This is a genomic window from Shewanella sp. Sh95 (genome assembly GCF_001308045.1).
GTDB classification, from domain to species: Bacteria; Pseudomonadota; Gammaproteobacteria; order Enterobacterales; family Shewanellaceae; genus Shewanella; species Shewanella xiamenensis.
The window spans coordinates 19,279-45,810 of the sequence record NZ_LGYY01000232.1; the positions used below are offsets into that span (position 1 = coordinate 19,279).

At 46.1% G+C, this 26,532-nt stretch carries 19 protein-coding genes; 9 read left to right on the plus strand and 10 right to left on the minus strand.

Annotated features, from left to right (window positions below; all coding sequences use genetic code 11):
- Nucleotides 1–76: 76 nt before the first annotated feature.
- Both AEA42_RS16865 and AEA42_RS16870 read left to right on the plus strand, forming a co-directional pair.
- Nucleotides 77–1,636, plus strand: coding sequence for a YjjI family glycine radical enzyme (locus tag AEA42_RS16865; protein WP_055648348.1), 1,560 nt, complete (start codon nucleotides 77–79; stop codon nucleotides 1,634–1,636).
- Complete coding sequence (locus AEA42_RS16870) at nucleotides 1,608–2,519, plus strand: YjjW family glycine radical enzyme activase (protein ID WP_055648349.1); 912 nt, start codon at nucleotides 1,608–1,610, stop codon at nucleotides 2,517–2,519. Before AEA42_RS16865 ends, AEA42_RS16870 begins: the two co-directional genes overlap by 29 nt.
- Here AEA42_RS16870 and AEA42_RS16875 read toward each other — a convergent pair.
- The 3 genes from AEA42_RS16875 to gyrA form a co-directional block, all read right to left on the minus strand.
- Nucleotides 2,516–3,436 carry a LysR family transcriptional regulator gene (locus AEA42_RS16875; RefSeq protein WP_055648350.1) on the minus strand — a complete coding sequence of 307 codons (921 nt, stop codon included), beginning with the start codon at nucleotides 3,434–3,436 and terminating at the stop codon, nucleotides 2,516–2,518. The two genes, AEA42_RS16870 and AEA42_RS16875, sit on opposite strands and share 4 nt — an antisense overlap.
- 274 nt (nucleotides 3,437–3,710) lie before the next feature.
- Entirely contained in the window at nucleotides 3,711–4,808 is a 1,098-nt protein-coding gene (gene serC, locus AEA42_RS16880) for a 3-phosphoserine/phosphohydroxythreonine transaminase (protein WP_055648351.1), read from the minus strand.
- A gap of 105 nt (nucleotides 4,809–4,913) precedes the next feature.
- The gene (gene gyrA, locus AEA42_RS16885; RefSeq protein ID WP_037419047.1) at nucleotides 4,914–7,676 is read right to left on the minus strand and encodes a DNA gyrase subunit A; all 2,763 of its coding nucleotides are present in this window, start codon (nucleotides 7,674–7,676) and stop codon (nucleotides 4,914–4,916) included.
- 384 nt (nucleotides 7,677–8,060) lie between these two features.
- Here gyrA and ubiG point away from each other — a divergent pair, with 384 nt between their 5' ends.
- The 5 genes from ubiG (at nucleotide 8,061) to yfaE (ending at nucleotide 13,826) form a co-directional block, all read left to right on the plus strand.
- Entirely contained in the window at nucleotides 8,061–8,771 is a 711-nt protein-coding gene (ubiG, locus tag AEA42_RS16890) for a bifunctional 2-polyprenyl-6-hydroxyphenol methylase/3-demethylubiquinol 3-O-methyltransferase UbiG (protein WP_037418885.1), read from the plus strand.
- Between the two features lies 1 nt (nucleotide 8,772).
- Entirely contained in the window at nucleotides 8,773–9,447 is a 675-nt protein-coding gene (locus AEA42_RS16895; RefSeq protein ID WP_055648352.1) for an HAD-IA family hydrolase, read from the plus strand.
- 445 nt (nucleotides 9,448–9,892) lie between these two features.
- Nucleotides 9,893–12,181: a class 1a ribonucleoside-diphosphate reductase subunit alpha gene (nrdA, locus tag AEA42_RS16900; RefSeq protein WP_055648353.1), complete on the plus strand. Its 2,289-nt coding sequence runs from the start codon at nucleotides 9,893–9,895 to the stop codon at nucleotides 12,179–12,181.
- Nucleotides 12,182–12,242: 61 nt separating this feature from the next.
- Nucleotides 12,243–13,373, plus strand: coding sequence for a class Ia ribonucleoside-diphosphate reductase subunit beta (gene nrdB, locus AEA42_RS16905; RefSeq protein ID WP_037418877.1), 1,131 nt, complete (start codon nucleotides 12,243–12,245; stop codon nucleotides 13,371–13,373).
- Between the two features lie 33 nt (nucleotides 13,374–13,406).
- On the plus strand, nucleotides 13,407–13,826 hold the full coding sequence (gene yfaE, locus AEA42_RS16910; protein ID WP_055648354.1) for a class I ribonucleotide reductase maintenance protein YfaE: 420 nt from the start codon (nucleotides 13,407–13,409) through the stop codon (nucleotides 13,824–13,826).
- 394 nt (nucleotides 13,827–14,220) lie between these two features.
- On the opposite strand, the gene AEA42_RS16915 is transcribed toward yfaE, so the two are convergent.
- Nucleotides 14,221–16,239 (minus strand): NADPH-dependent 2,4-dienoyl-CoA reductase, encoded by a 2,019-nt coding sequence (locus AEA42_RS16915; RefSeq protein ID WP_055648355.1) that lies wholly within the window; start codon nucleotides 16,237–16,239, stop codon nucleotides 14,221–14,223.
- A 165-nt stretch (nucleotides 16,240–16,404) separates the two neighbouring features.
- On the opposite strand from AEA42_RS16915, the gene sppA reads away from it, so the two are divergent.
- The gene (sppA, locus tag AEA42_RS16920; protein WP_055648356.1) at nucleotides 16,405–18,249 is read left to right on the plus strand and encodes a signal peptide peptidase SppA; all 1,845 of its coding nucleotides are present in this window, start codon (nucleotides 16,405–16,407) and stop codon (nucleotides 18,247–18,249) included.
- A 110-nt stretch (nucleotides 18,250–18,359) separates the two neighbouring features.
- The gene (ansA, locus tag AEA42_RS16925; RefSeq protein ID WP_037418865.1) at nucleotides 18,360–19,373 is read left to right on the plus strand and encodes an asparaginase; all 1,014 of its coding nucleotides are present in this window, start codon (nucleotides 18,360–18,362) and stop codon (nucleotides 19,371–19,373) included.
- 67 nt (nucleotides 19,374–19,440) lie between these two features.
- Here ansA and AEA42_RS16930 read toward each other — a convergent pair whose 3' ends face one another.
- The 6 genes from AEA42_RS16930 to ruvB form a co-directional block, all read right to left on the minus strand.
- A complete protein-coding gene (locus AEA42_RS16930; protein WP_037418861.1) occupies nucleotides 19,441–19,722 on the minus strand; it encodes a DUF1315 family protein in 282 nt (93 codons plus the stop codon).
- The gene (locus tag AEA42_RS16935) at nucleotides 19,719–20,036 is read right to left on the minus strand and encodes a hypothetical protein (RefSeq protein WP_039977219.1); all 318 of its coding nucleotides are present in this window, start codon (nucleotides 20,034–20,036) and stop codon (nucleotides 19,719–19,721) included. The genes AEA42_RS16930 and AEA42_RS16935 overlap by 4 nt, the downstream gene beginning before the upstream one ends.
- Before the next feature lie 8 nt (nucleotides 20,037–20,044).
- Nucleotides 20,045–21,172 carry a M14-type cytosolic carboxypeptidase gene (locus AEA42_RS16940; protein ID WP_037418855.1) on the minus strand — a complete coding sequence of 376 codons (1,128 nt, stop codon included), beginning with the start codon at nucleotides 21,170–21,172 and terminating at the stop codon, nucleotides 20,045–20,047.
- Nucleotides 21,173–21,353: 181 nt separating this feature from the next.
- A complete protein-coding gene (locus tag AEA42_RS16945; protein ID WP_055648363.1) occupies nucleotides 21,354–22,037 on the minus strand; it encodes a response regulator transcription factor in 684 nt (227 codons plus the stop codon).
- Nucleotides 22,038–22,232: 195 nt separating this feature from the next.
- Nucleotides 22,233–24,740 carry a TonB-dependent receptor gene (locus AEA42_RS16950; RefSeq protein WP_055648357.1) on the minus strand — a complete coding sequence of 836 codons (2,508 nt, stop codon included), beginning with the start codon at nucleotides 24,738–24,740 and terminating at the stop codon, nucleotides 22,233–22,235.
- Between the two features lie 785 nt (nucleotides 24,741–25,525).
- Nucleotides 25,526–26,530: a Holliday junction branch migration DNA helicase RuvB gene (gene ruvB, locus AEA42_RS16955; RefSeq protein WP_055648358.1), complete on the minus strand. Its 1,005-nt coding sequence runs from the start codon at nucleotides 26,528–26,530 to the stop codon at nucleotides 25,526–25,528.
- Nucleotides 26,531–26,532: the final 2 nt, after the last annotated feature.

Below are 26,532 nucleotides of genomic sequence, written 5' to 3' on the forward strand. Positions count from 1 at the left end.
ACGGTAATTTTCACTTTTTAAAGCCAAAGCTGCTGAGTAGATTAATCGTCATTATTGAACTTGTGGGTATTCCGCCATGTTATTACAAGATAAATTAATGCAAATCGTCACGAACTCGCAGCTTTCACCTAAGCAAAAATCTAACTATTTAGCGTTGGAGGCTGAGGCAAGTTTGCCCTACATGCCGATATCGACTGAGGTAAACGCGGCGATGAATGATGGCGTGATCTGCGATATGTTTGAAGGCCATACACCGTTTAAACCACGCTATGTATTGCCAGATTATGCCCGTTATCTTCAGCAAGGCTCTGAATATTTAGAACTTTCACCTGCACAGGATTTAGATGAAGCTCTCAATGCCTTAACGATTCTGTATCACCATGTGCCATCGGTGACCAATATCCCCGTGTATTTGGGTCAGTTGGACGATACTTTGATGCCTTTCGTGGAAGGAATGGATGCGGATGCCCTTTATCGTAAACTAAAGCTGTTCTGGATAATGCTCGACAGAACCCTGCCCGACGCCTTTATGCACGTCAATATTGGCCCGACAGACAACATTGTTTGCCGTACCCTACTGCGTATTGATGCCGAGCTCAAACAAGTTGCCCCCAATTTGACCTTTATGTATGACCCCGCCGTCACGCCGGATGAATTATTGCAAATTGCGGCCACCAATATTTGTCAGTGCAGTAAACCGCATATCGCCAACTATCCTCTGCATGCCAGTGCATTTGACAAACGCGGCTTTGGTATTGTGAGTTGCTACAATGCCTTACCATTAGCAGGCGGTGCTAATACCTTAGTTAGACTCAATCTGAAAGAAGTGGCATTAAAGGCCACATCAATCAATGACTTTTTTGAGTGTGTCTTGCCCTATTACTGCTCACTCACCTTCGAACTTATCGAGGCGCGCTCAGCATTTTTACATCAAGAGTCGCACTTCTTTGATAGCTTTTTAGTTAAAGAACAATTGATTGATGAATCGCGCTTTGCCCCCATGTTTGGTATTTACGGTATGGCTGAAGCGGTGAATATTCTGCAAGCTCAGATGACAAGTGAGACAGACAAATTATCTGAATCAAACAAACCCACAGGTTATGGCCTTAGCATGGATGCAAACCAACTTGGCTACCGTATTTCTGCCGCCCTCGATTCCATAGTAAAATCCACGCCCGTCACCTATGGCTACCATGGACGAGCGCTGCTGCATTCACAGGGCGGTATTAGCCTCGATAAAGACGTGACGCCAGGTGTTCGTATTCCCTATGGCACGGAACCCAATCCCATCGCTCATATTCAAGCCCTCGCGCAGCATCACCAGTATTATACGGCGGGGATCAGCGATATTTTGACTATCGATGAAACTGTCAAATCGAATCCTCAAGCGATGTTCCAGCTGTGTAAAGCGGCGCTTGAGCTAGGTTTTAGGGAGTTTACCGCCAATGTGGCCTCTAACGATTTAATGCGCGTCACTGGCTATATGGTAAAACGCTCTGATATTGAAGCATTTAAACAATGCGGCTCGCGCCTTAATACCACGGGTTTAGGGGCAGAAGCAGCACAAAATACCGGAATATTGCAACGCCAAGCACGCGTTATTGCCCATGAGCACTCCCCCTGTGTCATTCAATAAATCGGCCATAAATAAACAGGCAATAGTTAGTCAGCTATTGCCGTTTTCCTGCGTCGACGGACCTGGCAGCAGGCTCGTGTTATTCTTGCAGGGCTGCAACTATCAATGTAAAAACTGCCATAACCCACATACCATCGGATTATGTGATGGCTGTGGCGATTGTATTGCCACCTGCCCTGACAAGGCGCTGACATTGATAAAGGCTAACAATAAGCATCAAATCCATTGGGATAAAGAACGTTGTAGCCAGTGCGATATTTGTCTTGCTGTGTGTCCACAACAAGCCAATCCCAAAGTCACCCGATACACTGTTGAAGAAATCTTGGCGATTCTTCACCATCAGCGTCACTTTATTAATGGCATTACAGTGAGCGGTGGTGAAGCAAGTCTACAACTGCCATTTATTATTGAATTATTTAAAGCGATTAAGGCCTCACCGCAGTTATCACAGTTAACCTGTATGCTTGATACCAATGGCAGTTTGAGCTTCACGGGCTGGCATAAACTGCTGCCCTTTTTAGACGGCGCTATGGTGGATCTTAAAGCGTGGCAACGAGATACCCATAGGTACATTACCGGGAGAGATAACCATGCGGTGTTCAAATCAATTGAACTTTTGGCGCAGCAGCAAAAACTGTATGAAGTAAGATTGCTGCATATTCCAGGCATTACGGATTTTGAACAGGAAATAGACGCGCTATCTTGCTATTTACTGAGACTCGGTGCCGATACGCGGGTGAAATTAAACGCCTTTCACCACCATGGCGTGGTTGATGAAGCGTTAACTTGGCCTAGTTGCACACAGACGGATATTGAAGCCTTAGCGGCCTCTCTTACCCAGCGAGGTTTAACAAATATCGTGTTACCGTCCATCTACCTTTAACGGCTACAAAGTAGGATCTGCTCGTACAGCCAGCGTAGCGCGGGATCCTTCATACTTTGTTTATGCCAAACGAGGCTGTAAGCCACTTTTCCATATTCGATGGGTAACGGTTTCACGGTTAAGCCTTTGGCTTGGCTCGCGATGGATGCCCAGCGGCGCGAGCAGGTAAACAGCAGTTCACTGTTGTGACACATTAACGCCGCGCTGCCAAAGTCTGGCACTGAAATGGGGACGGCACGCTTTTTAGATTGTTGAGCGAGTAAAATATCAAAATAAGGTGTACTCAGATCCGTATCTGTGATGCCTATATGGCTGTAGCTTAGGTAGTCATCAAAGCTGATATGCGATTGTTTGGCTAAGGGATGGGATGCATTCATTAAGCAAATCATTTCATCACTGAACAAGGTTTCCCACACTAGATCATCTTGCGAAGGATTAGGCTGACTCAAATCATGGGGTAACAGTACAAAGTCTAACGAGCCATTAATGAGTCCATCAAAACCAATATTGTCTTTGCTGTAAATATCGAGATGAATATGGGGCGCCAAACTCAAAATATGGGCGCTAAGTTTGGCGGCCAGCAGTTCAAAGGTGCTTTCACGCATTGCAAGCGAAAAACGTCCCTCATAGTTTATTGGGGTAAACGCATCTTGACTCATGATCTGATTCATATCATTGATCATTTGTTGCACGCTTGGGCCTAATCGTTTGGCTAAAGGTGTTGAAACCAGTGAATTACCATTACGGTAAAACAGTTCATCATTCAAACTGTCTCGAAGCTGACTTAAGGTTTTACTGACAGATGAAGGGCTTAAGCATAAGCGCTCAGCGCTGGCGGTAACGCTCAGAGTATCGAGCATCACGTGTAAAGTGATTAAGTGCTTCATACTAATACGCGAAAGCTTGGCTAAATCCATCAGTGGTTTCCTGGTAATTTATCTTATGGTAAAAAACAAAATATCAACTTTTAATGATGATAAACAATAAGATAAAACTTACCCATAGATTACTATGTATATTGGTCTGTTATGCGTGCCGGCTCACAGGCTTGCTCGGTACAAGTGCCATTGCCGCAAGCTTATCAGGGTAAGAAACTTGGCGTAATTCAACTAACAAAAAAGCGAATGCACATGTGCATTCGCTTTTTGCGTATAACAGCTTAAAACTTATGTGCTCTAGGGTGAGCGCGGACTAAATCTTGTGATGTTTAACTGCAAACTCGTTCATAAATGTCACCAACGCGGCAACACCTTCCAGTGGCATTGCATTGTATAGGCTTGCACGCATACCACCGACAATTCGGTGCCCTTTTAAAGCCACTAAGCCCGCCGCTTCGGCCTCTTTTAAGAAGGCGCCATCAAGGGATTCATCAGCCAGTTGAAAGGTCACATTCATTTGTGAGCGGTTCGCAGCCACCACACCATTTTTATAGAAAGGATTGGCGTCGATACAGGCATATAGCATTTGCGCTTTTTGCTGATTGATTTTCGCGATACTGGCCACTCCACCAATCGATTTAAGCCAAGCAAACACTTCGGCCGCTAAGTACCAGGCAAAGGTCGGTGGCGTGTTAAACATAGAATCATGTTCAACCGCTAAACGATAATCCATAATGGATGACTGCGGTAAACTCGGCAGTTTCAACATATCATCACGCACGATCACAATGGATAAGCCCGAAGGACCAATGTTTTTCTGTGCGCCAGCATAGATTAAGCCGTAACGGCTGACATCAATTTCACGAGACATAATGGTAGATGATAGGTCGGCGACAATCGGCCATGGACTGTCTAACTCATCAAAAATTTCGATACCATCAACTGTCTCATTTGGGCAGTAATGCACATAACGGTAATCGGCATCAATCTTATGCAGATCAGGCAGCACTACTGCATTGAGTCCATTATGTTTTTCAATAATGTTAAGGCTATCAATTTGCGCGTCGCCCGCCAGCTTTTGGGCTTCGGCTAATGCCGCAGAAGACCATTGGCCACTGACTAAATACAGGGCTCGGCCTTGGTTGCCTAAAAAATTATTCACAACGGCAGAGAACTGACCGCGACCACCGCCGTGCATAAACAACACATGATAGTTTTGTGGAATGTGCATCAGCTCGCGTAAATCCGCCTCAGCTTGCTTGGTCAGCGCGATAAATTCCTTACCTCTGTGGCTGACTTCCATCACGGAGACACCTAGCCCATTCCAATCGAGTAATTCCTGTTGTGCTTTTTTCATTACCGCTGCGGGTAACATCGCAGGACCTGCACAGAAATTATAAATCGCGCTCACTGCCACTCTCCTTATTTACAAACCATGATATTAGAATTCATAAAATAAAACGTTGCCATGAAAAAAACGAGCGTCCAATTGGACGCTCGTTTTTATGCTTTCGAATTAGTCTTCGTCTTGCTCGTCGTCAAGCTCTTCATCTTCGTCTAATTCTTCTTCCAGTTCATCCTCTTCCTCTAAAGGCTCTTGTTGAACAGAGTCACCTTCAGCGACAACTGGGACGATTGGCATACCGTTTTCATCCAGCTCGACGTCATCTTCGTCGCCTTGGATCTCATCGATACGTTGCAGACCAACCACTTTCTCGTCACTTGCGGTGCGGATAATGGTCACACCTTGGGTATTACGGCCGATGATAGACACACCGTTCGCCGGCGTACGCACTAAGGTACCTTTGTCGCTGATCAGCATGATTTCGTCATTACCGCCAACTTGTACCGCGCCAACAACTGCACCGTTACGCTCACTCACCTTGATCGATACCACACCTTTGGTCGCGCGGCTCTTCGATGGGTATTCAGACAGTTCAGTGCGTTTACCATAGCCGTTTTCAGTCACGGTTAAGATAGCGCCATCGCCCTTAGGTACGATGAGAGACACCACTTTTTGGCCTTCTTCAAGCTTGATACCGCGAACACCAGTCGCACCGCGGCCCATTGGACGCACGCCCTTGAAGTTGATTTGTGGATTGCCTTCTTCATCCAGCACTGGGTTGCCATTTTCATCGAGGACGGCCACTTCTTCGCCTTCTTTAAAGCGAACCACTTTACCTTCGTTCGAGAACAACATGATCTCATCATCACCATTGGTGATATCGACACCGATCAGTTGGTCACCGTCTTTGAGGTTAACAGCGATAATGCCGTTAGCACGTGGGTTGCTGTAAGCTGTCAGCGCAGTCTTCTTCACGGTACCGTTAGAGGTCGCCATGATGATGTACTTGTCCTCAGCGTATTCACGCACCGGCAGAATCGCAGTAATGCGTTCGCCATCGGCCAGCGGCAGCAAGTTAACAATCGGACGACCACGGGAAGTGCGGCTCGCCAGCGGTAACTGATAGACCTTGAGCCAGTACATCTTACCAAAATCTGAGAAGCACAGAATCGTATCATGGGTGTTCGCAACCAGCAGTTTTTCAACGAAATCTTCGTCTTTCACCTTAGTTGCGGCTTTACCCTTACCACCACGGCGCTGGGCTTGGTAATCGCTCAGCGGTTGGTATTTGGCGTAACCTAAGTGCGACAGGGTCACAACCACGTCTTCTTCGTTGATTAAGTCTTCAAGACTCATATCAATTTCGTTGGCGTTGATCACCGTGCGGCGGGCATCGCCATATTCAGCAAGAATTTCTTCCAGCTCTTCTTTGATCACTTCCATCAAACGCTCAGGGCTGCGCAAAATAAACAGCAGACCTGCGATGAACTCGAGCAGCTCTTCGTATTCAGCGATGATCTTATCGTGCTCAAGACCGGTTAAACGGTGTAAACGCAGCTCTAGAATCGCCTGAGCCTGTTGCTCAGTCAGATAATATAAGCCGTCACGGATACCGAATTCTGGCTCTAACCATTCAGGACGCGCCGCATCATCACCCGCTTTTTCAAGCATGCCCTGTACATGACCGAGCGCCCAGCCCTGCTCAACCAGTTTGACTTTAGCGTCTGCTGGCGTTGGCGAAGCTTTGATCAGCGCAATAATCGGGTCGATGTTGGCCAGCGCGACCGCTAATGCCTCAAGAATATGGGCGCGTTCGCGCGCTTTACGCAGTTCGAATACGGTACGGCGAGTCACCACTTCACGGCGGTGCAGGATAAAGCATTCGAGCATTTCTTTTAAGTTGAACAACTTAGGCTGACCATTGGTCAAAGCCACCATGTTGATACCAAAAGAACATTGCATTTGTGTCTGGGCATAGAGGTTGTTCAGAACAACTTCGCCCACTTCGCCACGCTTGATTTCGATAACGATGCGCATACCGTCTTTGTCAGACTCATCGCGCAGACCGCTAATGCCTTCAATCTTCTTATCTTTAACTAGCTCAGCGATTTTCTCGATGAGTTTCGCCTTGTTCACCTGATAAGGAATTTCGGTGACGATAATACGTTCACGGCCGTTATCTTCGGTTTCGACTTCAGCCAGCGCGCGCATAACGGCGCGGCCGCGCCCCGTCTTGTACGCATCGATAATGCCCTTACGACCATTGATGATCGCCGCCGTTGGGAAATCAGGGCCAGGAATATATTCCATGAGCTGTTCAATCGACAGCGCAGGATCGGCGATCAGCGCTAAACAGCCTTTAACCACTTCAGTTAAGTTGTGTGGTGGGATGTTCGTCGCCATACCCACCGCAATACCCGATGAACCGTTAATCAACAGGTTAGGTACGCGTGTCGGTAATACCGCAGGAATTTGTTCTGTGCCGTCGTAGTTTGGCACATAGTCAACGGTTTCTTTTTCAAGATCGGCGAGGAGCTGGTGCGCTAACTTATCCATCCGGATTTCGGTATAACGCATTGCCGCGGCAGAGTCACCGTCAACCGAACCGAAGTTTCCTTGACCGTCGACTAAGGTGTAACGCAGTGAGAAAGGCTGAGCCATACGCACGATAGTGTCGTATACCGCCGAGTCACCATGGGGGTGATATTTACCGATCACGTCACCGACCACACGGGCAGACTTTTTGTACGGCTTGTTCCAATCGTTCTTCAATTCACTCATGGCAAACAGCACGCGGCGATGTACAGGCTTAAGGCCATCACGCACGTCTGGTAATGCACGTCCTACGATGACGCTCATGGCGTAATCAAGGTACGAATTCTTTAGTTCGTCTTCGATATTAATTGGCGAAATAGATGATGCCAGATCAGTCATAAACTGCTCGTTCCCCTGAAAATTAGCCGACAACGCATAATCCGTATCATTGAGCGGCCCAAAAACGTGATTTGGCATTCTAACACAGTTATTTAATGTCGCCAGACCTATCCTGCGCGAATTGAGAAGGATGTGGCTTAATAGATGAAAACACTGTCAATTTGCACTTTTAAACCCGATAAAATCGGTTGTTAATGGCGAAATTGAGTCCAAGACTTGATTAATATCCGAGCAGAAAAACCGCTCAGCTTCACAAAGTGTTTAAGAATTAATGATAATTGCTGAAATTTCACTCAACCACAAAGACTTAGAATCAGCCAATACTGTGTTTATCCACCATTGTCGTTATAATAGCCGCACTATTCAGCCGCTTTAGGTAATCGCATGCAACAGAATACCAACGTAGACCCACAGGAAATCGCAAAGTTTGAACGTATGGCCGAAACCTGGTGGGATCTCAATGGCGAGTTTAAACCGCTGCATCTATTAAATCCCCTTCGCTTAAACTATATCGATCAAACTGCTGGCGGGATTTTTGGTAAAAAAGTGCTCGACGTCGGCTGTGGCGGTGGCATTTTATCCGAAAGCATGGCGCGCATCGGTGCAGTGGTTGATGGTCTTGATATGGGTGAAGAACCGTTAGAAGTTGCACGCTTGCATGCGCTGGAAACCGGTGTGAGCATCAATTACGTGAAAAACACCGCCGAGGCTCATAGGGAAGATCACCGCGAATACTATGATGTGGTGACCTGCATGGAGATGCTCGAACACGTACCCAATCCCCAATCAGTGATCCAAGCCTGCTGCGATATGGTAAAACCCGGTGGTTTTGTGTTTTTTTCCACGATTAATCGCAATGTTAAATCCTTTGTCGAAACCATTATCGGTGCTGAATATCTACTGAAGATGTTACCGATTGGCACTCATGATCATAATAAGTTTATTAAACCTTCCGAATTGATTGAGTTAGTCGATAACACCGACCTCATCTGTAAAGACGCCCTTGGGATCACTTATAACCCGTTAACAGGGATTTTTAAGTACACATCTAAGGTCGATGTAAACTATATGATTGCAACGCAAAAGGCAGATTAAGATGAGTTTAGCTGAGGTTAAAGGGGTCTTATTCGACCTTGATGGTACTCTTGCCGATACCGCGCCGGATCTGGTTCAGGCCCTTAACCTCAGTTTGTCTGATGTCGGTATTGCAGCAAAACCCTTTGCAGACATGCGTAGCGCCGCCTCCCATGGCAGCTTTGCCTTAGTCGATGCGGCCATTCCAGGCGCAGATGAGGTGCTACGCACCCAAGTCCAGCAAGGACTCCTTGCCCACTATCAAAGGATCAATGGCGACCATTGCCAATTGTTTGAAGGTATTTCTCCACTGCTTGACTGGCTCGAGTTATGCCGCGTGCCATTTGGAGTCATCACCAATAAACCTGCCCGCTTTACTCGTCCCCTGTTACATAAGCTTAAGCTCAGCTCGCGTATGCCAGTGATGATCAGCGGCGATTCGACCCGTTACCCTAAGCCCCATACCGCACCTATGCTATTGGGCGCGCAGCAGTTGCAGTGCAAGCCACAGCAAATCCTTTACTTAGGTGATGCTGAGCGGGATTTACTGGCGGCTCAAGCGGCGGGCATGCTCGGCGGTGTAGCGCTGTGGGGATATTTGGGCGAGGACGATACACCCGATGCATGGCCTGCCTATGCACAGTTTACGACGCCTTCGAATTTACATTCGGCACTAAGCCAAGCGTTAACAAAATAAGCACGAATCAGGATTCGTGCTGATAGCTATTAATAGAATTAACGCTATGGGTCAATCCCCGCGATCGTGATCGCTGCTTATTTTAGCGATCGATCACACTGCGGGATCGGAATAAAAATTCGCCATATCAGACGCACGCTAATCTCAATTTGAGCTACAGGGTTAGTCATTACTAACGCATTTTTTTATCCTCAAGATATCCACAAGATACCCCCTAAATTGAGACTTGCAAATAATAGCAAACCTCACTATCTTGTATCTCAGATTATTTAAAACACCATATCTTGTGTATAGGTAGCAATCAGACACACTAGAAGTTCCCCGCTAAATCGACTATTTTCACCATAGTCAACAGTATTAAGGGTTTTCAGGTTGATTGTTTTACAAGGAAACGTACGGTGACTTAGTTCACCTGAACAGATATCAGAACCAAGGCCTCTCTTCAATGAATAGCAATATGACAGTTACAAAACGCTGTGGTGCACGTGAGACAATTGATCTCGACAAAATACACCGCGTAATTACTTGGGCAGCCAAGGGGTTAAAAAACGTTTCTGTTTCTGAAGTTGAACTTCGCACGCATTTACAGTTTTTCGATGGGATCCCAACCGAAGCTATCCACGAAACGATCATCAAATCTGCGGCGGATTTAATTTCCCCTGAGTCACCCGATTATCAGTTTCTGGCTGCGCGTTTAGCCGTATTCCATTTGCGTAAGAAGGCTTTTGGTCAGTTCGAGCCACCCAAGTTATATGACCATGTCACTAAGCTGGTAGAGTTGGGTAAGTATGATATGCATATTCTGCAGGATTACACCCGCGAAGAACTCGATATTATGGATACTTATATCGACCATTGGCGAGATATGAACTTCTCCTACGCAGCCGTTAAACAGCTTGAAGGTAAATATCTGGTTCAAAACCGCGTCACCCACGAGATTTATGAGAGCGCCCAGTTCCTCTATATTCTGGTGGCGGCCTGTTTGTTTGCCCGCTATCCAAAGGCAACGCGTCTGCAATACGTCAAAGATTTTTACGACGCAGTATCGACTTTTAAGATTTCACTGCCAACGCCTATCATGGCGGGAGTGCGTACCCCGACTCGTCAGTTTAGCTCATGCGTACTGATTGAATGTGGCGATAGCTTGGATTCAATCAACGCGACAGCATCATCTATCGTAAAATACGTGAGCCAACGCGCTGGTATCGGTATCAACGCCGGTCGTATCCGTGCATTAGGAAGCCCAATCCGTGGTGGCGAAGCCTTCCACACGGGTTGCTTACCTTTCTACAAGTATTTCCAAACTGCGGTGAAATCGTGCTCGCAAGGCGGCGTGCGCGGCGGTGCAGCCACCCTCTTCTATCCTATTTGGCACTTAGAAGTTGAATCGCTGCTAGTACTGAAAAATAACCGTGGCGTTGAAGATAACCGTATCCGTCATTTAGACTACGGCGTGCAACTGAATAAACTGATGTATCAACGTCTGATCAAAGGTGAAAATATCAGCCTGTTCAGCCCATCGGACGTACCCGGTCTTTACGATGCCTTCTTTGAAGACCAAGCTGAATTTGAGCGTTTATATCTGCAATATGAGCAAGACGGCAGCATTCGCAAAAAGACATTAAAAGCGGTGGATCTGTTCTCATTGATGATGCAAGAACGTGCTTCAACGGGCCGTATCTACATTCAAAACGTGGATCACTGTAACACCCACAGTCCATTTGACTCAAAAGTTGCACCGATCAGACAGTCTAACCTCTGCCTTGAAATCGCGCTGCCGACTAAGCCATTGAATAACATTGACGATCCAAACGGCGAAATCGCTCTTTGTACACTGTCGGCATTAAACCTAGGGACAATTACCGATTTAGCGGAATTGGAGCCATTAGCTGATTTAGCCGTGCGAGCCTTAGATAACCTGCTGGATTACCAAGATTATCCAATCAAAGCGGCGCAGATTTCGTCGATGAACCGTCGTACCTTAGGGATTGGTGTTATCAACTTCGCTAACTATTTAGCGAAGAATGGTATGAAGTACTCCGATGGTAGCGCGAACAATCTGACTCACAAGACCTTTGAAGCGATTCAGTTTTATCTGCTCAAAGCGTCAATGAATCTGGCGAAAGAAAAAGGTGCGTGCCCATTATTTAATGAGACGACTTACGCTCAAGGTATTTTACCTATCGATACCTACAAACGTGACCTAGATAAGATTTGCAGTGAGCCATTGCATTTAGACTGGGAAGCGCTGCGTAACGACATTAAAGAGTATGGTTTACGTAACTCGACATTGTCTGCACTGATGCCGTCTGAGACTTCATCACAGATCTCAAACGCCACCAACGGTATCGAACCGCCACGCGGCTTGATCAGTGTGAAAGCCAGTAAAGATGGCCAGTTAAAACAAGTAGTGCCTGATTTCGATGAGCTGAAATACAACTATGAGCTGTTATGGCAAATGCCAAGCAACGAAGGTTACTTACAGCTTGTGGGTATCATGCAAAAGTTCGTTGACCAAGCGATTTCGGCCAACACAAACTATGATCCAGCGCGTTTTGAGGGCCGTAAAGTCCCAATGCAGACCCTGCTAAAAGACTTACTCAATGCCTACAAGTTAGGTGTAAAAACGCTGTACTACCATAACACTCGCGATGGAGCATCGGATCAACACGATGACATTACCAACATAGAGAAAGAAGATGACGGCTGTGCTGGCGGCGCTTGCAAAATCTAATCTTCAATGTTAACGGTTGCGGGATCCCAATGGGATCCCGACTTATTGGAATACTCGTACCATGACCTACTCTACTTTTTGCCAAACACCCAACGATGCCACCCGTGAACCCATGTTTTTCGGACAATCGGTAAACGTCGCACGTTATGACCAACAAAAATATGAAGTGTTTGAAAAACTAATTGAAAAGCAGCTGTCTTTCTTCTGGCGCCCAGAGGAAGTCGATGTGAGCCGCGATAAAATCGACTACAACTCACTACCCGATCATGAAAAGCATATTTTTATTTCGAACCTGAAATACCAAACGCTGCTCGATTCAATTCAAGGTCGCTCGCCTAACGTAGCTTTTTTGCCATTAGTGTCACTGCCTGAGTTAGAAACCTGGATTGAAACCTGGTCATTCTCCGAGACAATTCATTCGCGCTCATACACTCACATTATTCGCAATATCGTCAACGATCCTTCAGTGATTTTTGACGATATCGTGGTGAACCATGAGATCCTGCGCCGTGCCACAGACATTGCAGAGTTCTACGATCACCTCATCAAATTAACCCAGACATATCATCTACTCGGTGAAGGCACCCATGTGATTGATGGTGAGCCTTTAGAGGTAAATACCCGCACCCTGAAAAAAGCACTGTACCTGTGCATGATGTCAGTTAACGCGCTCGAAGCCATTCGCTTCTACGTGAGCTTTGCCTGCTCATTTGCCTTCGCTGAGCGTAAGCTTATGGAAGGTAACGCGAAAATTATTCGTCTTATCGCCCGTGACGAGGCGCTGCACTTAAACAGCACTCAGCATATCTTAACCATTATGCAGGGCGGCAAAGACGACCCTGAGATGGCCGAGATTGCCGCAGAATGCCAACAGGAAGCCTATAACCTGTTCCTAAAAGCCGCCGAACAAGAAAAAGAATGGGCGAAATACCTGTTCAAAGACGGCTCAATGATCGGTCTAAACGAGCAGATCCTCTGCCAATATGTTGAGTACATTACCAACCAACGGATGAAGTCAGTTAACCTGCCGCTACCTTATGCAGAACAAACTAACCCACTGCCATGGATGAAAAACTGGTTAGAGAGTGACGCAGTGCAAGTTGCTCCGCAAGAAGTGGAAGTGTCATCCTATCTGGTCGGCCAAATCGATGCAGCCGTCGACAGTGATGAATTTCTTGATTTCGATCTCTAATCACTTTTGATTGTGAAATGACTAGATTACGAAATGACTAAGTCGAACCAGCTAAAGAGCCATCCATTGAATAATCCCTTTGCCAAGGCGCCCATTGTGCGCCTGCAAGGGCAACCTGTGCTGCTATTTACCCCGCAGCACGGCTCTTTACTGCAAGCTCTTGAAGCCAAAAAAGTCAGAATTTTCTCTGAATGTCGTAGTGGCTTTTGTGGTGCCTGTAAAACAAAAGTGCTTAGTGGTCGTGTCAGCTATTTAACCGAGCCTCTAGCCGTTCTCAATGCCGACGAATGTCTGCCCTGCTGCTGTATACCCAGCGAAGATTTAGAACTCGACTTATCGCCCGAAGGCGCTGCCGTGGTGACCTATTCTTGCCACACCCGCGCTCAGTCTACATCTACACGTAAAACCGCCAACCTCAAAGCCGTGCCACAGCAAGAAGTGGTTGAAGACTAAAATAGTTGTCTTAAACTCTTAGGCATTTTCGGGTGTGACTTGGGTTCGCGAGTCGATGATCAACAACACCAAAAACTTTGCCTGCGGTCAATACTCACGCTCACTCGCGTCTAAGAAAGCTTTCAAGCCCCTATCCCATCAAGGACTTTGGCGCGATAACAGAGGGTGTACATAAATTTTGCAGCCAAGAAACTGGCAGTTTAACGGCAAAGCCAAATTTTTAATGGTCTGGCAACACACCAATGGCCAGAGGCAAGTCACTCGAGTCGTCAGTTATGGGCATTTACCCAACTAAGCAAATGGCCCACTCATATAGATAAGCGCTTATCTTCATATCAATCAACAAAAAGCCTGAGTCAGACTCAGGCTTTTTATTGGTGAAACCGCTTAAAAACTACAGCCGCATAGCAAGCTCGGCGCCTTGACGAATGGCCCGTTTTGCATCCAGCTCAGCGGCAACATCGACACCGCCAATCAAATGCACCGGAATACCCGTTGCTTTCATCTCATCGACTAAGGTGCGGTTTGATTCTTGTCCGGCGCAGAGGATCACATTATCCACGGCTAGCACTTCAGTTTGCTCACCAACCCGAATATGTAGGCCAGCGTCATCAAACTTTTCATAGTTGACGCCGGTTTTCATTTTCACATTGTGCTGTTTTAACACTAAACGGTGGATCCAACCGGTGGTTTTACCTAAACCTTGGCCCATCTTAGAGGTCTTACGTTGCAGCAAATAAACTTGTCTGTGATCGCTATTATCCACTTCAGGCTCGGCTAATCCACCCGCATGCTGATATTGCTTGTCTATACCCCACTGCTTTAACCATTTTTCAGGATTGAGGGTGCTAGACTCAGATTCGCAGAGGTAATGCGCCATATCAAAGCCAATACCGCCAGCACCAATCAGGGCCACTTTGTTGCCAATCGTAGCTTGGCCCGTCAGCACCTGTTGATAATCCACCACTTTGGGGCTATCAAATCCTGGCAAGCTCAACTCGCGCGGGACCACGCCGGAAGCAATGACGATTTCATCAAACGTTTCGGTTTCCAGTACCTTAGCATCCAAGCGGGTATTTAAGCGCAGATCAATTTTATACAGTTTGATTTGATTGAGGAAATAACGGATTGTCTCGTTAAACTCTTCTTTTCCTGGGATTTTACGTGCCAGATTAAACTGACCACCCACCTCTGATTTCGCCTCAAAAAGCACGACTTCATGACCACGCATCGCTGCATACACCGAAAATGCCATGCCTGCGGGACCCGCGCCCATCACTGCAATTCGCTTCTTTTTATTGGTAGGTAAAAAGTTTATTTCGGTCTCATAACAGGCACGAGGATTGACCAAGCAAGTGGCACGTTTCAGAGAGAAGGTATGATCTAAACAGGCCTGATTACAACCAATACAGGTATTAATCAGCTCTGGCGTATTGGCCGCCGCTTTATTCACAAACTCAGGATCGGCCAGAAACGGCCTCGCCATAGATACCATGTCCGCTTGACCAGAGGCGATGATTTGCTCGCAAATCTCAGGCGTATTAATACGGTTTGTGGCAATCAAGGGCACTGAAACCGACTTCTTAAGTTTTTCAGTTACCCAAGCAAAGGCGCCGCGGGGCACGCTAGTCGCAATGGTTGGCACGCGGGCCTCATGCCAGCCAATCCCAGTATTGATAATAGACACTCCCGCATTTTCAAGCCATTTGGCCAGTTGCACAACTTCGTCCCAAGTGGAGCCGTTATCGACTAAGTCGAGCATGGATAAGCGGAAGATAATGATGAAGTCTTTGCCCACTTTGGCGCGAATGGCATTCACAATCTCTAGCGGAAATTGCGCGCGTTTTTCAAAACTGCCGCCCCATTCATCGGTGCGCGTATTGGTCCGGGAACTGATAAATTGGTTGATCAAATACCCCTCAGAGCCCATCACTTCAACGCCATCGTACCCTGCTCTTTTCGCTAAGGCGGCTGAACTGGCGTAATCCTTAATGGTGGCGCGTACTTGACGGCTCGACATGGCAGAAGGCGTAAAGGGAGTAATCGGCGATTTGATTTTACTCGGTGCCTGCGAAAAAGGATGATAACCATAGCGGCCAGCATGCAGGATTTGCATACAGATTTTACCTCCGGCTTCATGCACCGCTTGAGTCACAATGCAGTGCTTGCCCACTTGCCAGGGGAAACTCAACTGACAAGCATGGGGAGTCAATCGACCACGTAGGTTTGGTGAAATTCCGCCAGTGACGATCAATCCTACACCGCCCAACGCGCGCTCTTTATAAAACGCTGCCAGTTTCTCAAATCCGCCCTTTTCTTCTTCTAACCCCGTGTGCATGGAGCCCATCAACACACGGTTTTTGAGCTGGGTAAATCCCAGATCTAAGGGTTCTAATAAATGGGGAAACGACATTCAAACATCCTTTTTAAACAAGTGATTTAAATGAGCATACCTTGAGTCAAATGTAAGCTCAACTGTTGCTAACGGGTTAAAAGTTAAAAACCTTTACAATTGTGTTTAGCCAGTGAAGAGATTTTCAGTTAGCATTGGCACATTCGATATGCAAAGGAGTGGCTAATGTCCGCTAACCCATCGTTTTTCAAGAGAATATGCTTATTCATTTGGAACGCCCTTAACGGGATCCGTAAATTCATACTCAACCTGATCTTTTTTGGCCTCCTCGCCATGATTCTGATTGTCATTGGCAGTAGTGAAGATATTCAGGTCGAAGATAATTCGGCACTGGTACTTAATCTTGCGGGATCGATTGTTGATCAAAAACAACAGGTCGACCCACTTGAAGCCGCACTCAAGCAAGGTAATAACGGCAGCAGCGATGGCGAAATCCTACTGGCGGATATTATCTATGTGATTGATAATGCGGCGCACGATAACAGGATAAGCACTATAGTCTTAGACTTGGCAGAGCTAAAGCGTGCGGGGATCAGCAAATTACAATCCATTGGCGACGCCTTAAATCGTTTTAAAGAAAGCGGCAAAAAGGTTGTAGCGATTGGTAACTATTACGAACAAAACCAATATTTTCTTGCCAGTTTTGCCGATACCATCTATCTCAACCCTCAAGGTAGCGTCTCACTTGAGGGATTAAGTATGTATAACCAATACTTCAAATCCGCCCTCGAAAAACTCAAGATAAAAGCACATATTTTCCGTGTTGGGACGTTTAAATCCGCAGTAGAACCTTATATGCGTGACGATATGTCAGATGCGGCCAGAGAGGCGAACAGCGTCCTACTTGCTGATGTTTGGCAAAGTTACACTCAAACGGTGGCGACAAATCGCCAAATTGATACCAAAGCCTTGGTTTTAGACTCGGCAAATTACCTCGCGCAACTCGATAAGGCTGAGGGCGATTCTGCGACTATGGCCCTCAATATGAAATGGGTCGATACCCTAGCGACCGATGAAGATTTCCGCAAAGTTATGCTTGAGACCGTGGGTAAAGAAAAGTCGGGTGACAGCTTTAAGCAGGTCAGCTTTTACGACTATTTAACCCTAGTGACACCTCTGCCAAGCTTTGTTGAGCAAGACAGTGTTGGTATTATCGTTGCAAGCGGCACTATTTTAAATGGCAGCCAACCCGCCGGCCAGATTGGTGGCGATAGCACGGCTGAACTCATTCGTAAGGCGCGATTTGATAAACATATTAAAGCACTGGTGTTACGAGTTGACAGCCCTGGCGGTAGCGCCTTTGCCTCGGAGCAAATCCGCCAAGAATTACTCGCCCTCAAAGCGGCGGGTAAACCTGTGGTGGTCAGTATGGGTAGCCTTGCGGCATCCGGCGGTTATTGGATTTCGGCCAGCGCCGATTATATCTTCGCGACACCAACAACACTGACGGGCTCTATCGGCATCTTCGGGATGATCACCACCTTCGAAGATTCACTCGCCAGCTTAGGCATTCATACCGACGGCGTATCAACCTCTGAATGGGCGGGTTTATCAGTCACGCGCACCCTCTCGCCACAAATTGAATCGGTAATCCAGCGCCATATTGAGCGTGGCTACTTAGACTTTATTTCACTGGTGGCTAAGGAACGAAAAATGACCTTAGAACAAGTGGATAACATCGCCCAAGGCCGTGTGTGGAGTGGTAAAAAAGCTCTAGAATTAGGCTTAGTTGATGAGCTAGGTGATATCGACCAAGCTGTCGCCAAAGCCGCTAAACTGGCGGATTTAAGCCTGTTTGACACCCGTGTGATTGAGCAAGAACTCACGCCTGAGCAGCGTTTTGTGCAGCAAATGTTTGCTTCAGTGTCGGCTTATTTACCCGCTTCACTCAGCCATTCAACGCTGCTTGAGCAAATGCTGAGCCAATGGACCGGTAGCTTAAAGACTATCGCGGCCTTTAACGACCCTAATCATGTGTATGTATATTGTGACAGCTGTGCGATCAACTAGCGCAGACTCAAGATGAAAGACACAAAAGCCCGATACCTCGGGCTTTTTTATTGGGTTTATGCCTGTAAAATCGTATAATTAGCTCACTTGCAGCTAAGATAACGACAAGAATGACTAAACGCTCCATTTATGTCGCCTACACGGGCGGCACCATAGGCATGCAAAAAACCGATAATGGCTTTGCACCAGTAGCAGGATTTTTGACCCAATGCGTCCAATCCATGCCCGAGTTTTACCATGCTGAAATGCCTGAGTTTGTGATCCACGAGTACTGCCCGCTCATCGACTCATCAAACATGGCACCGACCGACTGGCAAATGATTGCCGATGATATCAAAGCCAATTATGACAAGTACGATGGCTTTGTGATCCTCCACGGCACTGATACAATGGCCTACACGGCATCGGCCTTATCCTTTATGCTTCAAGGCCTGTCAAAGCCTGTTATTGTCACCGGCTCACAAATCCCCTTGGCGCAGTTGCGTTCCGACGGCCAAACCAACCTACTCAACTCTTTGTATATCGCTGCTAATTATCCAGTGGCTGAAGTGTGCTTATTCTTTAATAACAAACTATTCCGTGGCAATCGTTCCACCAAAGCCCACGCCGACGGCTTCGATGCATTTGCCTCACCAAACTTCCCCTTACTGCTTGAAGCGGGGATCAAAATTAATCTGCGCGCAGGTAAAATTGCCACGCCAAGCGATAAACCGTTAGAAGTCGCTAATATCAGTCCGCAACCCGTAGGTGTGGTCACCCTCTACCCAGGTATCTCCACGCAGATTTTTGAGAATATTCTGCAGCAACCCGTTAAGGCGCTCATTTTACTGACCTTTGGTGTAGGTAATGCGCCACAGGATACGGCATTACTCGATACCCTAAAGCAAGCGGATGAACGGGGAATTGTGTTAGTGAACCTGACTCAGTGTTTCCAAGGCAAAGTGAATATGGGCGGTTATGCAACGGGAAATGCCCTCGCTAAAGCAGGCGTGATCAGTGGCGCAGATATGACCATTGAGGCTGCATTGGCTAAGTTGCATTATCTGCTGTCGAAAAACTTAAAGCCGAGCGAAATTAAGGCTGCTATGTTACAAAACTTAGTTGGTGAGCTCAGCCCCGATTAAGGATCGCAACTTTGCGTAGTAAAAAGCCCACATTAGTGGGCTTTTTACTACGTTGCGTCAACTGAGATTACAGGTCGTCAGCTTTAAACTCGGCTATCGACTCGCCACGGAATTGTTTCTTCAACTCCGCCTTTGACAGCTCATTTAATTTTCCGCCAGCACCTATGGTGAAATGCTCCGTTTGATCTAAGCGGCGCGCCTGATAGAGCATCACCACTTGAAGAGTCGATTCACGCTGGGCTTCGGTCAATACTGTGCCATCTTCCCATTTGCCTAATTCAGCAGCGCTACGCAGCCTTTCATAGACTTCTTCAGGCATTTGGTCGATTACTTGATTAATGTCGGTCATACACTCTTTCGCTTATGTAATACGATTCTAACGCGGGTAATTAAATAGCCCACAAAACCAAAGACAAAACAGATGGCGCCAATGGTCGCGCGTAAACCTTCAGCGGGCTCACCGCCCCAAAACCAAATCACCACCCCCGCAATAAACAGCGTCATGGCGACAAAGCTTTGGTTCATTAAGCTGCTGGACTTTTGGATATGACTGATCCGAGCGAGCGAGCTATTGTCACCATTGGTTTTTGCCTCACAATGCGGGCAAGCTGGCGCTTTGCTCGACATCCGTTTACGGCAGATTGGACATTCGATTAATGCCATAGTCGCACCTATCTTAACTTATCAACCACGGCGAGCATGGCAATCAATGACGCTTCGCCTAAATAAATACTGCGCTCAGGTGACCAACCCACAAACGGATCCTGCAGGTTGTTGTTGTCTTTAAAAGGCATTTCTAAGGTGTTCGACAAGCAATCGAAGGTTTGCGCCACCCAATTAGACGCCACGGTCAAGTTGGCTTGACCAGGCTCGTCTTTAGCGTACCCAAACTCGGTTTGGAAATCGGCACTGGCCAAGGTTAGTGCCTGACTAAAGTCCGCTTGCAGCTGCGCCAATCGCTCATTGTAAGCTGGTACCCCCTCGCAACCCGCGAGGAAAACATAGGGAAGACCTTCATCACCATGGACATCGTAAAATAAATCTACGCCCGTTTGCTGCATCTTATGCACTACATGGTAGACCTCAGGGCTTCTTTCTAAGCTCGGGGTTTGCCATTCACGGTTAAGGTTAACCCCAATCGCATTGGTACGCAGATGGCCTCTTACGCTGCCATCCGGGTTCATATTAGGCACAATGTAGAAGTTCGCTTTATCGAGCAGTGCTTTTGCGGTTGGACAATCATTATCCAGCAGACGATTCACTAAGCCTTCGACTAACCATTCCGCCATAGTCTCACCGGGATGTTGCCTTGCGGTGATCCAAATATTGCGTTTATCAGGATTGCCATCGCCCACTTTCATCAGGGTAATATCACGGCCATCTAAGGTTAAGCCTAAATGTTCAAGATTTACATCGGGATGTAATTGCGCGTTGCTGAGTAAATCTAAGTGACGCTCATAGCTGTACGGCGCAAAGTAAGCGATTTGAATCGCATCACAATCAAGTTCAAGCTGGATACTGAGTTTGCCATCAATATATTGAGTTGGTACACGGAACCAATGCTGACGATCGTAACTGGCGACTGCGTGGTAATCCTGCCAGCCCTTAGGATAGGAAGCGGTGCCCGCATTGATAATATTTAAGGTGTACTGGTTTCCCACATCACCTTCGAATCGGAAGTTGAACCATTGATAAAACTCACCGCCCGCATCGGGACGGATTGCCAGTTGAATATCGTCTTTATTATCAAGATTAATGACTTGGATATTTCCGCCATCAAAATTGGCACTGATCCGCATACTGATTCCTACTTGGTTATTCATGTGAGGGTAATGATGCAAAATACGCATCTACTATAATGCCCGTTAGAATAAACCAAATCCGTATCTGGGGAAAATGAAAGCGAATAAAATTGCCTAAGAAGCCATCAGTCACGCTGTAATTCATCCAGTGCCTAGTTTGTTAGCCCTTCACAACTCATCAAGCGGAAAAACTGTATCCTTGACCACGTACCGTATTGATTAATGTCCGCGGTAAACGAGTATTTGCCAGTTTGCGCCTTGTATTACTGATATGCATATCCAAGTTACGATCAAACCGCCCTAAGTCCTTCTGCAAAACTGACTTTTGCAGCTCTTGCTTAGTGATCACTTGCCCTTTTCGTTCAAACAGGTACTTAAATAACCTAAACTCAGTTTGGGTTAACTCCACGGCATGCTTGTCGATGGTTATCCTGTAGGCGGTTTCGTCAAACTTAATCGATTGAATGGCTGCGGTTTGATCTATCGCCATTAGTGGCTTATGCCGCTGCACTAACCGTCGCTCAATCGCCTGTAAACGTACCAATAACTCTTTAATACTAAAGGGTTTAGCTAAGAAGTCATCCGCACCGAGTTCATAGCTTCTGATCCTGTCTTCTTCATTATCGCGGGCTGACAACATCATTATCGGCGTCAAACAATCCCTTGCCTGTAAAAGCTCAAAACCATCCATTTGCGGCATCACCAGATCGAGCATAACAATCTCGGGCGCAAAGGAGCAAATGCGTGAAAGCCCATCAACACCGTTAACGGCACATTCAACCTCATGTCCTTGTGCTCGGAGCACATCAGTTAACCACACTCGGAATAATGGATCATCATCGACTAACAGTATTCTACTCATCTCAAAACACCAAACGATAATCAATATCATTTATGTTACCATACCTAGATGTTTGGCTCTAGTATAAGAAGAAGATTAAAAATCAGTATTTACTTAATTGTGATCAAGTTGGCAGCGATAGATAACGCTTGTAACCTTTTGCACCAAAACAAAAAAGCGCCCGAAGGCGCTTTTTAGAGTGGGTTCAAATTAAAATTAGAACTTAACAGTCACACCGCCGTAAATGGTACGGCCGATAGTGTCGTAAACTTCTGGAACAGTACCACCATCACTACCGTTAGATACAGTCAATGGTTTTTCATCGGTAAAGTTCTTCACACCTAAGCTAACTGCAGTGCTGTCGTTAACGTGATAGGTACCAGAAATGTTATGATAAACGATATCACCCACTTTGTTACCACCTTCAAGATCACGCATATCACCAATGTAACGGTTGAAGTACATGACACTCCAATCGTCTTGACCAGCACTGATGCTGAAGTTGTTACGTACGCGAGAGTATGCACCGAAGTTACCGTCAATAGTGCCAGTGTAATCAACACCGTCCTGCTCGAATTGCACTAAGTAGGTTGTATCGTTGCTTACTTTCCAATCTAAACCAATTAACTCAAAGCTATAGGCTAAGTTAAAGTCAATACCGCTTGTATCTTGAGAGCCTACGTTTGTCAGCGCATTTGACAGATTGGTTAAATCGCCACCGGCACCAATATTAAACTTGTCACAAGCTGCTGTATCTCCCGCGAAACACGCATCTAAACCGTCTTGAGTATTAGCGCGAGCAATTGCATCACTTACCTTGAAACGCCAGTAGTCTAATGTCACAGACATACCGTCGATATAGCTAGGAGAGTACACTAAACCAGCAGTATATGACTCTGACTCTTCTGGCTTCAGGTTTGGATCTGAAGTACGGTTTACAAGGATCTGTGCATCCTTAATATTACCCCATGGATCCGTTAAGTAATCAAATGAACCAGAGTTACCACCATACAATTCTGCAACGCTTGGTGCACGGAAGCCCGTAGCAGCCACAGTACGAACCATCAATTCATCAGTCGCAGTGTAAGTTAAACCAACTTTCCAAGTAGTCGCTTTACCGAAGGTTGAGTAATCGTCTAAACGCAGCGCGAATTCACCTGTCAGTTTTTCCGTAAATGGTACGCTCACTTCTTGGAAGAAAGATACTACGTTGTAGTTACCGTTAGTTGGGTCTTGCTGAGCTGAAGTACTTTCGCCAGCGATAACCACTTCGTCTGGCGTGTAGAAACCACTTTCACGACGGTACTCAGCACCGATAGCGAAACCTACAGCACCTGCACTCAAGTCGAATAACTCACCGTTTAAGCCAGCAGATAGCGTTTGTTGCTCGTTACCCCCTTTAGCTTCTTCAGTGTAGCTAATCGCGTCAATCATTTGCTGAGTTAATGGAGCACCACTGAACCATGCAGCTTGATTTGCCAGCACTGAAGCTTTCATATCAGAGCCGTTGATTGAGTTTTCTACTGCGGTTTTAGCTTGGTTCTTACCATAGGTGTAAGTCACATCCCAGTTCATACCAGTATGTACATCTAGAGTACCCGCTAAACCACCAGATAAACGCCAAGTATCAGTATCTTGAGTGTAAATACGTGGACCAACGTCATTAGTACGGCGACGGTAACTAACTTGATCATCTTTATTTGCAGTGATACCACCGGCGATCATTGCTTGATCAAGGGTTAAACAATCCTTTTGACCTGCCGTTTTACAAACATCTAAGAAAACTTCAGCAGGTTGTGCGGCCATTTGCTGATTAGATCGACGGTTAGTGTAGATAGCGTCAGCAGTTAATACCACATCATTACCTAACTCTTGGGTCATGTTTGCAAATAAACTACGACGCTCATTTGGAGTTTGATAGTAACTATCTTGTGTAAAATCATAACCATAAGTACGGTCAACCCAGTTGCCATTTGCATCTTGAACTTTACCGCCTAAGGTGCCTGTTGGGATATAAGAACTTGCACCTGGCTCAGTCCAATCGCGGTCACCTTGGATTACACCACGACGGTCTGCATATGCTGCACCAAATGTATAGTTACCACCATCGGTGTTAAAGCCATACAGTGCGCTCACATCACCGTTTTCGCCGTCACCCTTGTCGGTGCCGCTACCGTTGAAGTCTAATTGGAAACCTTCAAAATCTTTTTTGGTGATGATGTTCACTACACCAGCAATCGCATCAGAACCGTATACCGCTGAAGCACCGTCTTTCAGGATTTCAACGCGAGCGATCATCGCAACAGGGATAGAGTTTAAATCCACAGAACTGTTAGCGCCTGAACCTGAGTTCACCATGCGACGGCCATTTAATAGTACGAGAGTACGTTGCGAGCCCATACCACGTAAGTCAACTTGGGCAACACCGTCAGCACCGTTGTTAGTGGTTGAACCTACCGCAGCACCTGCCATTGAGGTTTGTACTTGTAGCATTTGGTCTACAGAGGTAAAGCCTTCGGCTTTGATTGCAGCAGCATCAATAACGGTAACAGGAGAAGCTGTTTCCATATCTTGACGTTGAATACGTGAACCCGTGACTTCAATACGCTCGACTTTTGCAGTCTCTTCAGCTGCAAATGCGCTTGATACCACGAAGGTACCAGCAGCAATTGAGCTAACGACAGCTAAATTGATAGCCGACGCAACTTTGGTTCTTTTAATCATGAATGAATGCTCCCTAGATCTTACTATTATTTTTATGCTTACAGTATGTACAACTATTGCTGTACGACTGTTGCGCTTGATACTGAGGATTCACTTTCATTCAGTCAACGTTCATTTTTTTAACTTTAAAAATCAAAATGTTTAATTTATTTAGTCACTTTGTTTTTTATTTGTTTCAAAAAGATCGTATGCACTTTCTTTTAGATTTATTCAGCATAAAACACCAATAAAACCAATTTTAGATAGACACAAGAACTGTTAACGGCGCAACATTTAAAAAACATTTAAACACTTCAAAAGTGTGATTCACATCACACTTTACCAAAGGTAAACCGTCTTGCGCACAGAATAATGTATCGATTAATTATGAGAAAATATGCATATTAGCAATCTTTGCAATACTAAGAATTGAGAAAACATAAGTGGTTTTGGTGAGTTAGTAGATACAAAATGAATAATGTGTGGTTTTTATGCAAACCCAGGAAGATTCAAACATAAATGCAACAATTGGTTGTCAATTTATAAATTGAGAACTAATTTGCTATTGGGTCAATCGTTAAGGAATAAAAATGCATAAAGATAACGAAAATACGAAGAAGATAGATGATATACGATCAAACAACACTAAATAACGCAGCACTTAAATTACTAGCAGAGATTACGTAAAAAGCTAATAAAAACAATAAGGATTAAATTAAATCCAGCTTTCATCTATTTCTATTCAAAAAATATAAAAGCGACCTAAGTCGCTTTTATATTAAGCAATAGATAACACTATTTAGCGATCACTCTGGTTTTATCATTCCAAAGTGTAAATACGCTCTGGCCGTTGCGATCCTACCACGGGGAGTGCGTTGGATAAAACCTTGTTGAATAAGGAAAGGTTCGAGCACATCTTCAATGGTTTCGCGCTCCTCACCAATTGCTGCCGCAAGGTTATCAAGACCCACGGGGCCGCCCATAAACTTATCGATAATCGCGAGTAGCAATTTGCGGTCCATATAATCAAAGCCTTCGCCATCGACATCGAGTAAATTGAGCGCCAGCTCAGCAACATGTCGAGTCACAGCCCCATCGTGTTGCACTTCCGCATAATCACGCACCCGCCGGAGTAATCGATTGGCAATCCTTGGTGTACCGCGCGAACGTTTGGCAATTTCGGTCGCGCCCTCACTATCAATGGCTAATCCCATCACTTGTGCAGAACGGGTCACAATGGTGCTTAAATCTTTGACATTATAAAACTCAAGTCGCAATGGAATGCCAAAACGCGCCCTTAGCGGAGAGGTTAAGGCCCCCGCCCGCGTGGTCGCGCCGACTAAAGTAAAAGGTGGTAAATCGAGCTTAATGGAACGCGCCGCAGGTCCTTCACCAATCATGATATCCAGTTGATAGTCTTCCATCGCCGGATACAGGATCTCCTCAACCACAGGACTTAATCGATGGATTTCATCGATGAAGAGTACATCACCTGCTTCGAGGTTAGTCAGCAGCGCCGCTAAATCCCCGGCTTTTTCCAACACGGGACCCGAGGTCGATTTTATATTGACGCCCATTTCATTGGCGACAATCATCGCCAAGGTGGTTTTACCTAAACCTGGCGGGCCGTAGATCAACATATGATCTAAAGCTTCTTCGCGATTCTTCGCCGCTTGAATAAACACTTTTAATTGGGCACGCGTATCATCCTGCCCAGTGTATTCATCGAGCAATTTAGGGCGCATTGCCCTATCGATAACATCATCTTGACCTTGCAGCTGTGGCTGTATCAGTCTATCTGCTTCAATCATTT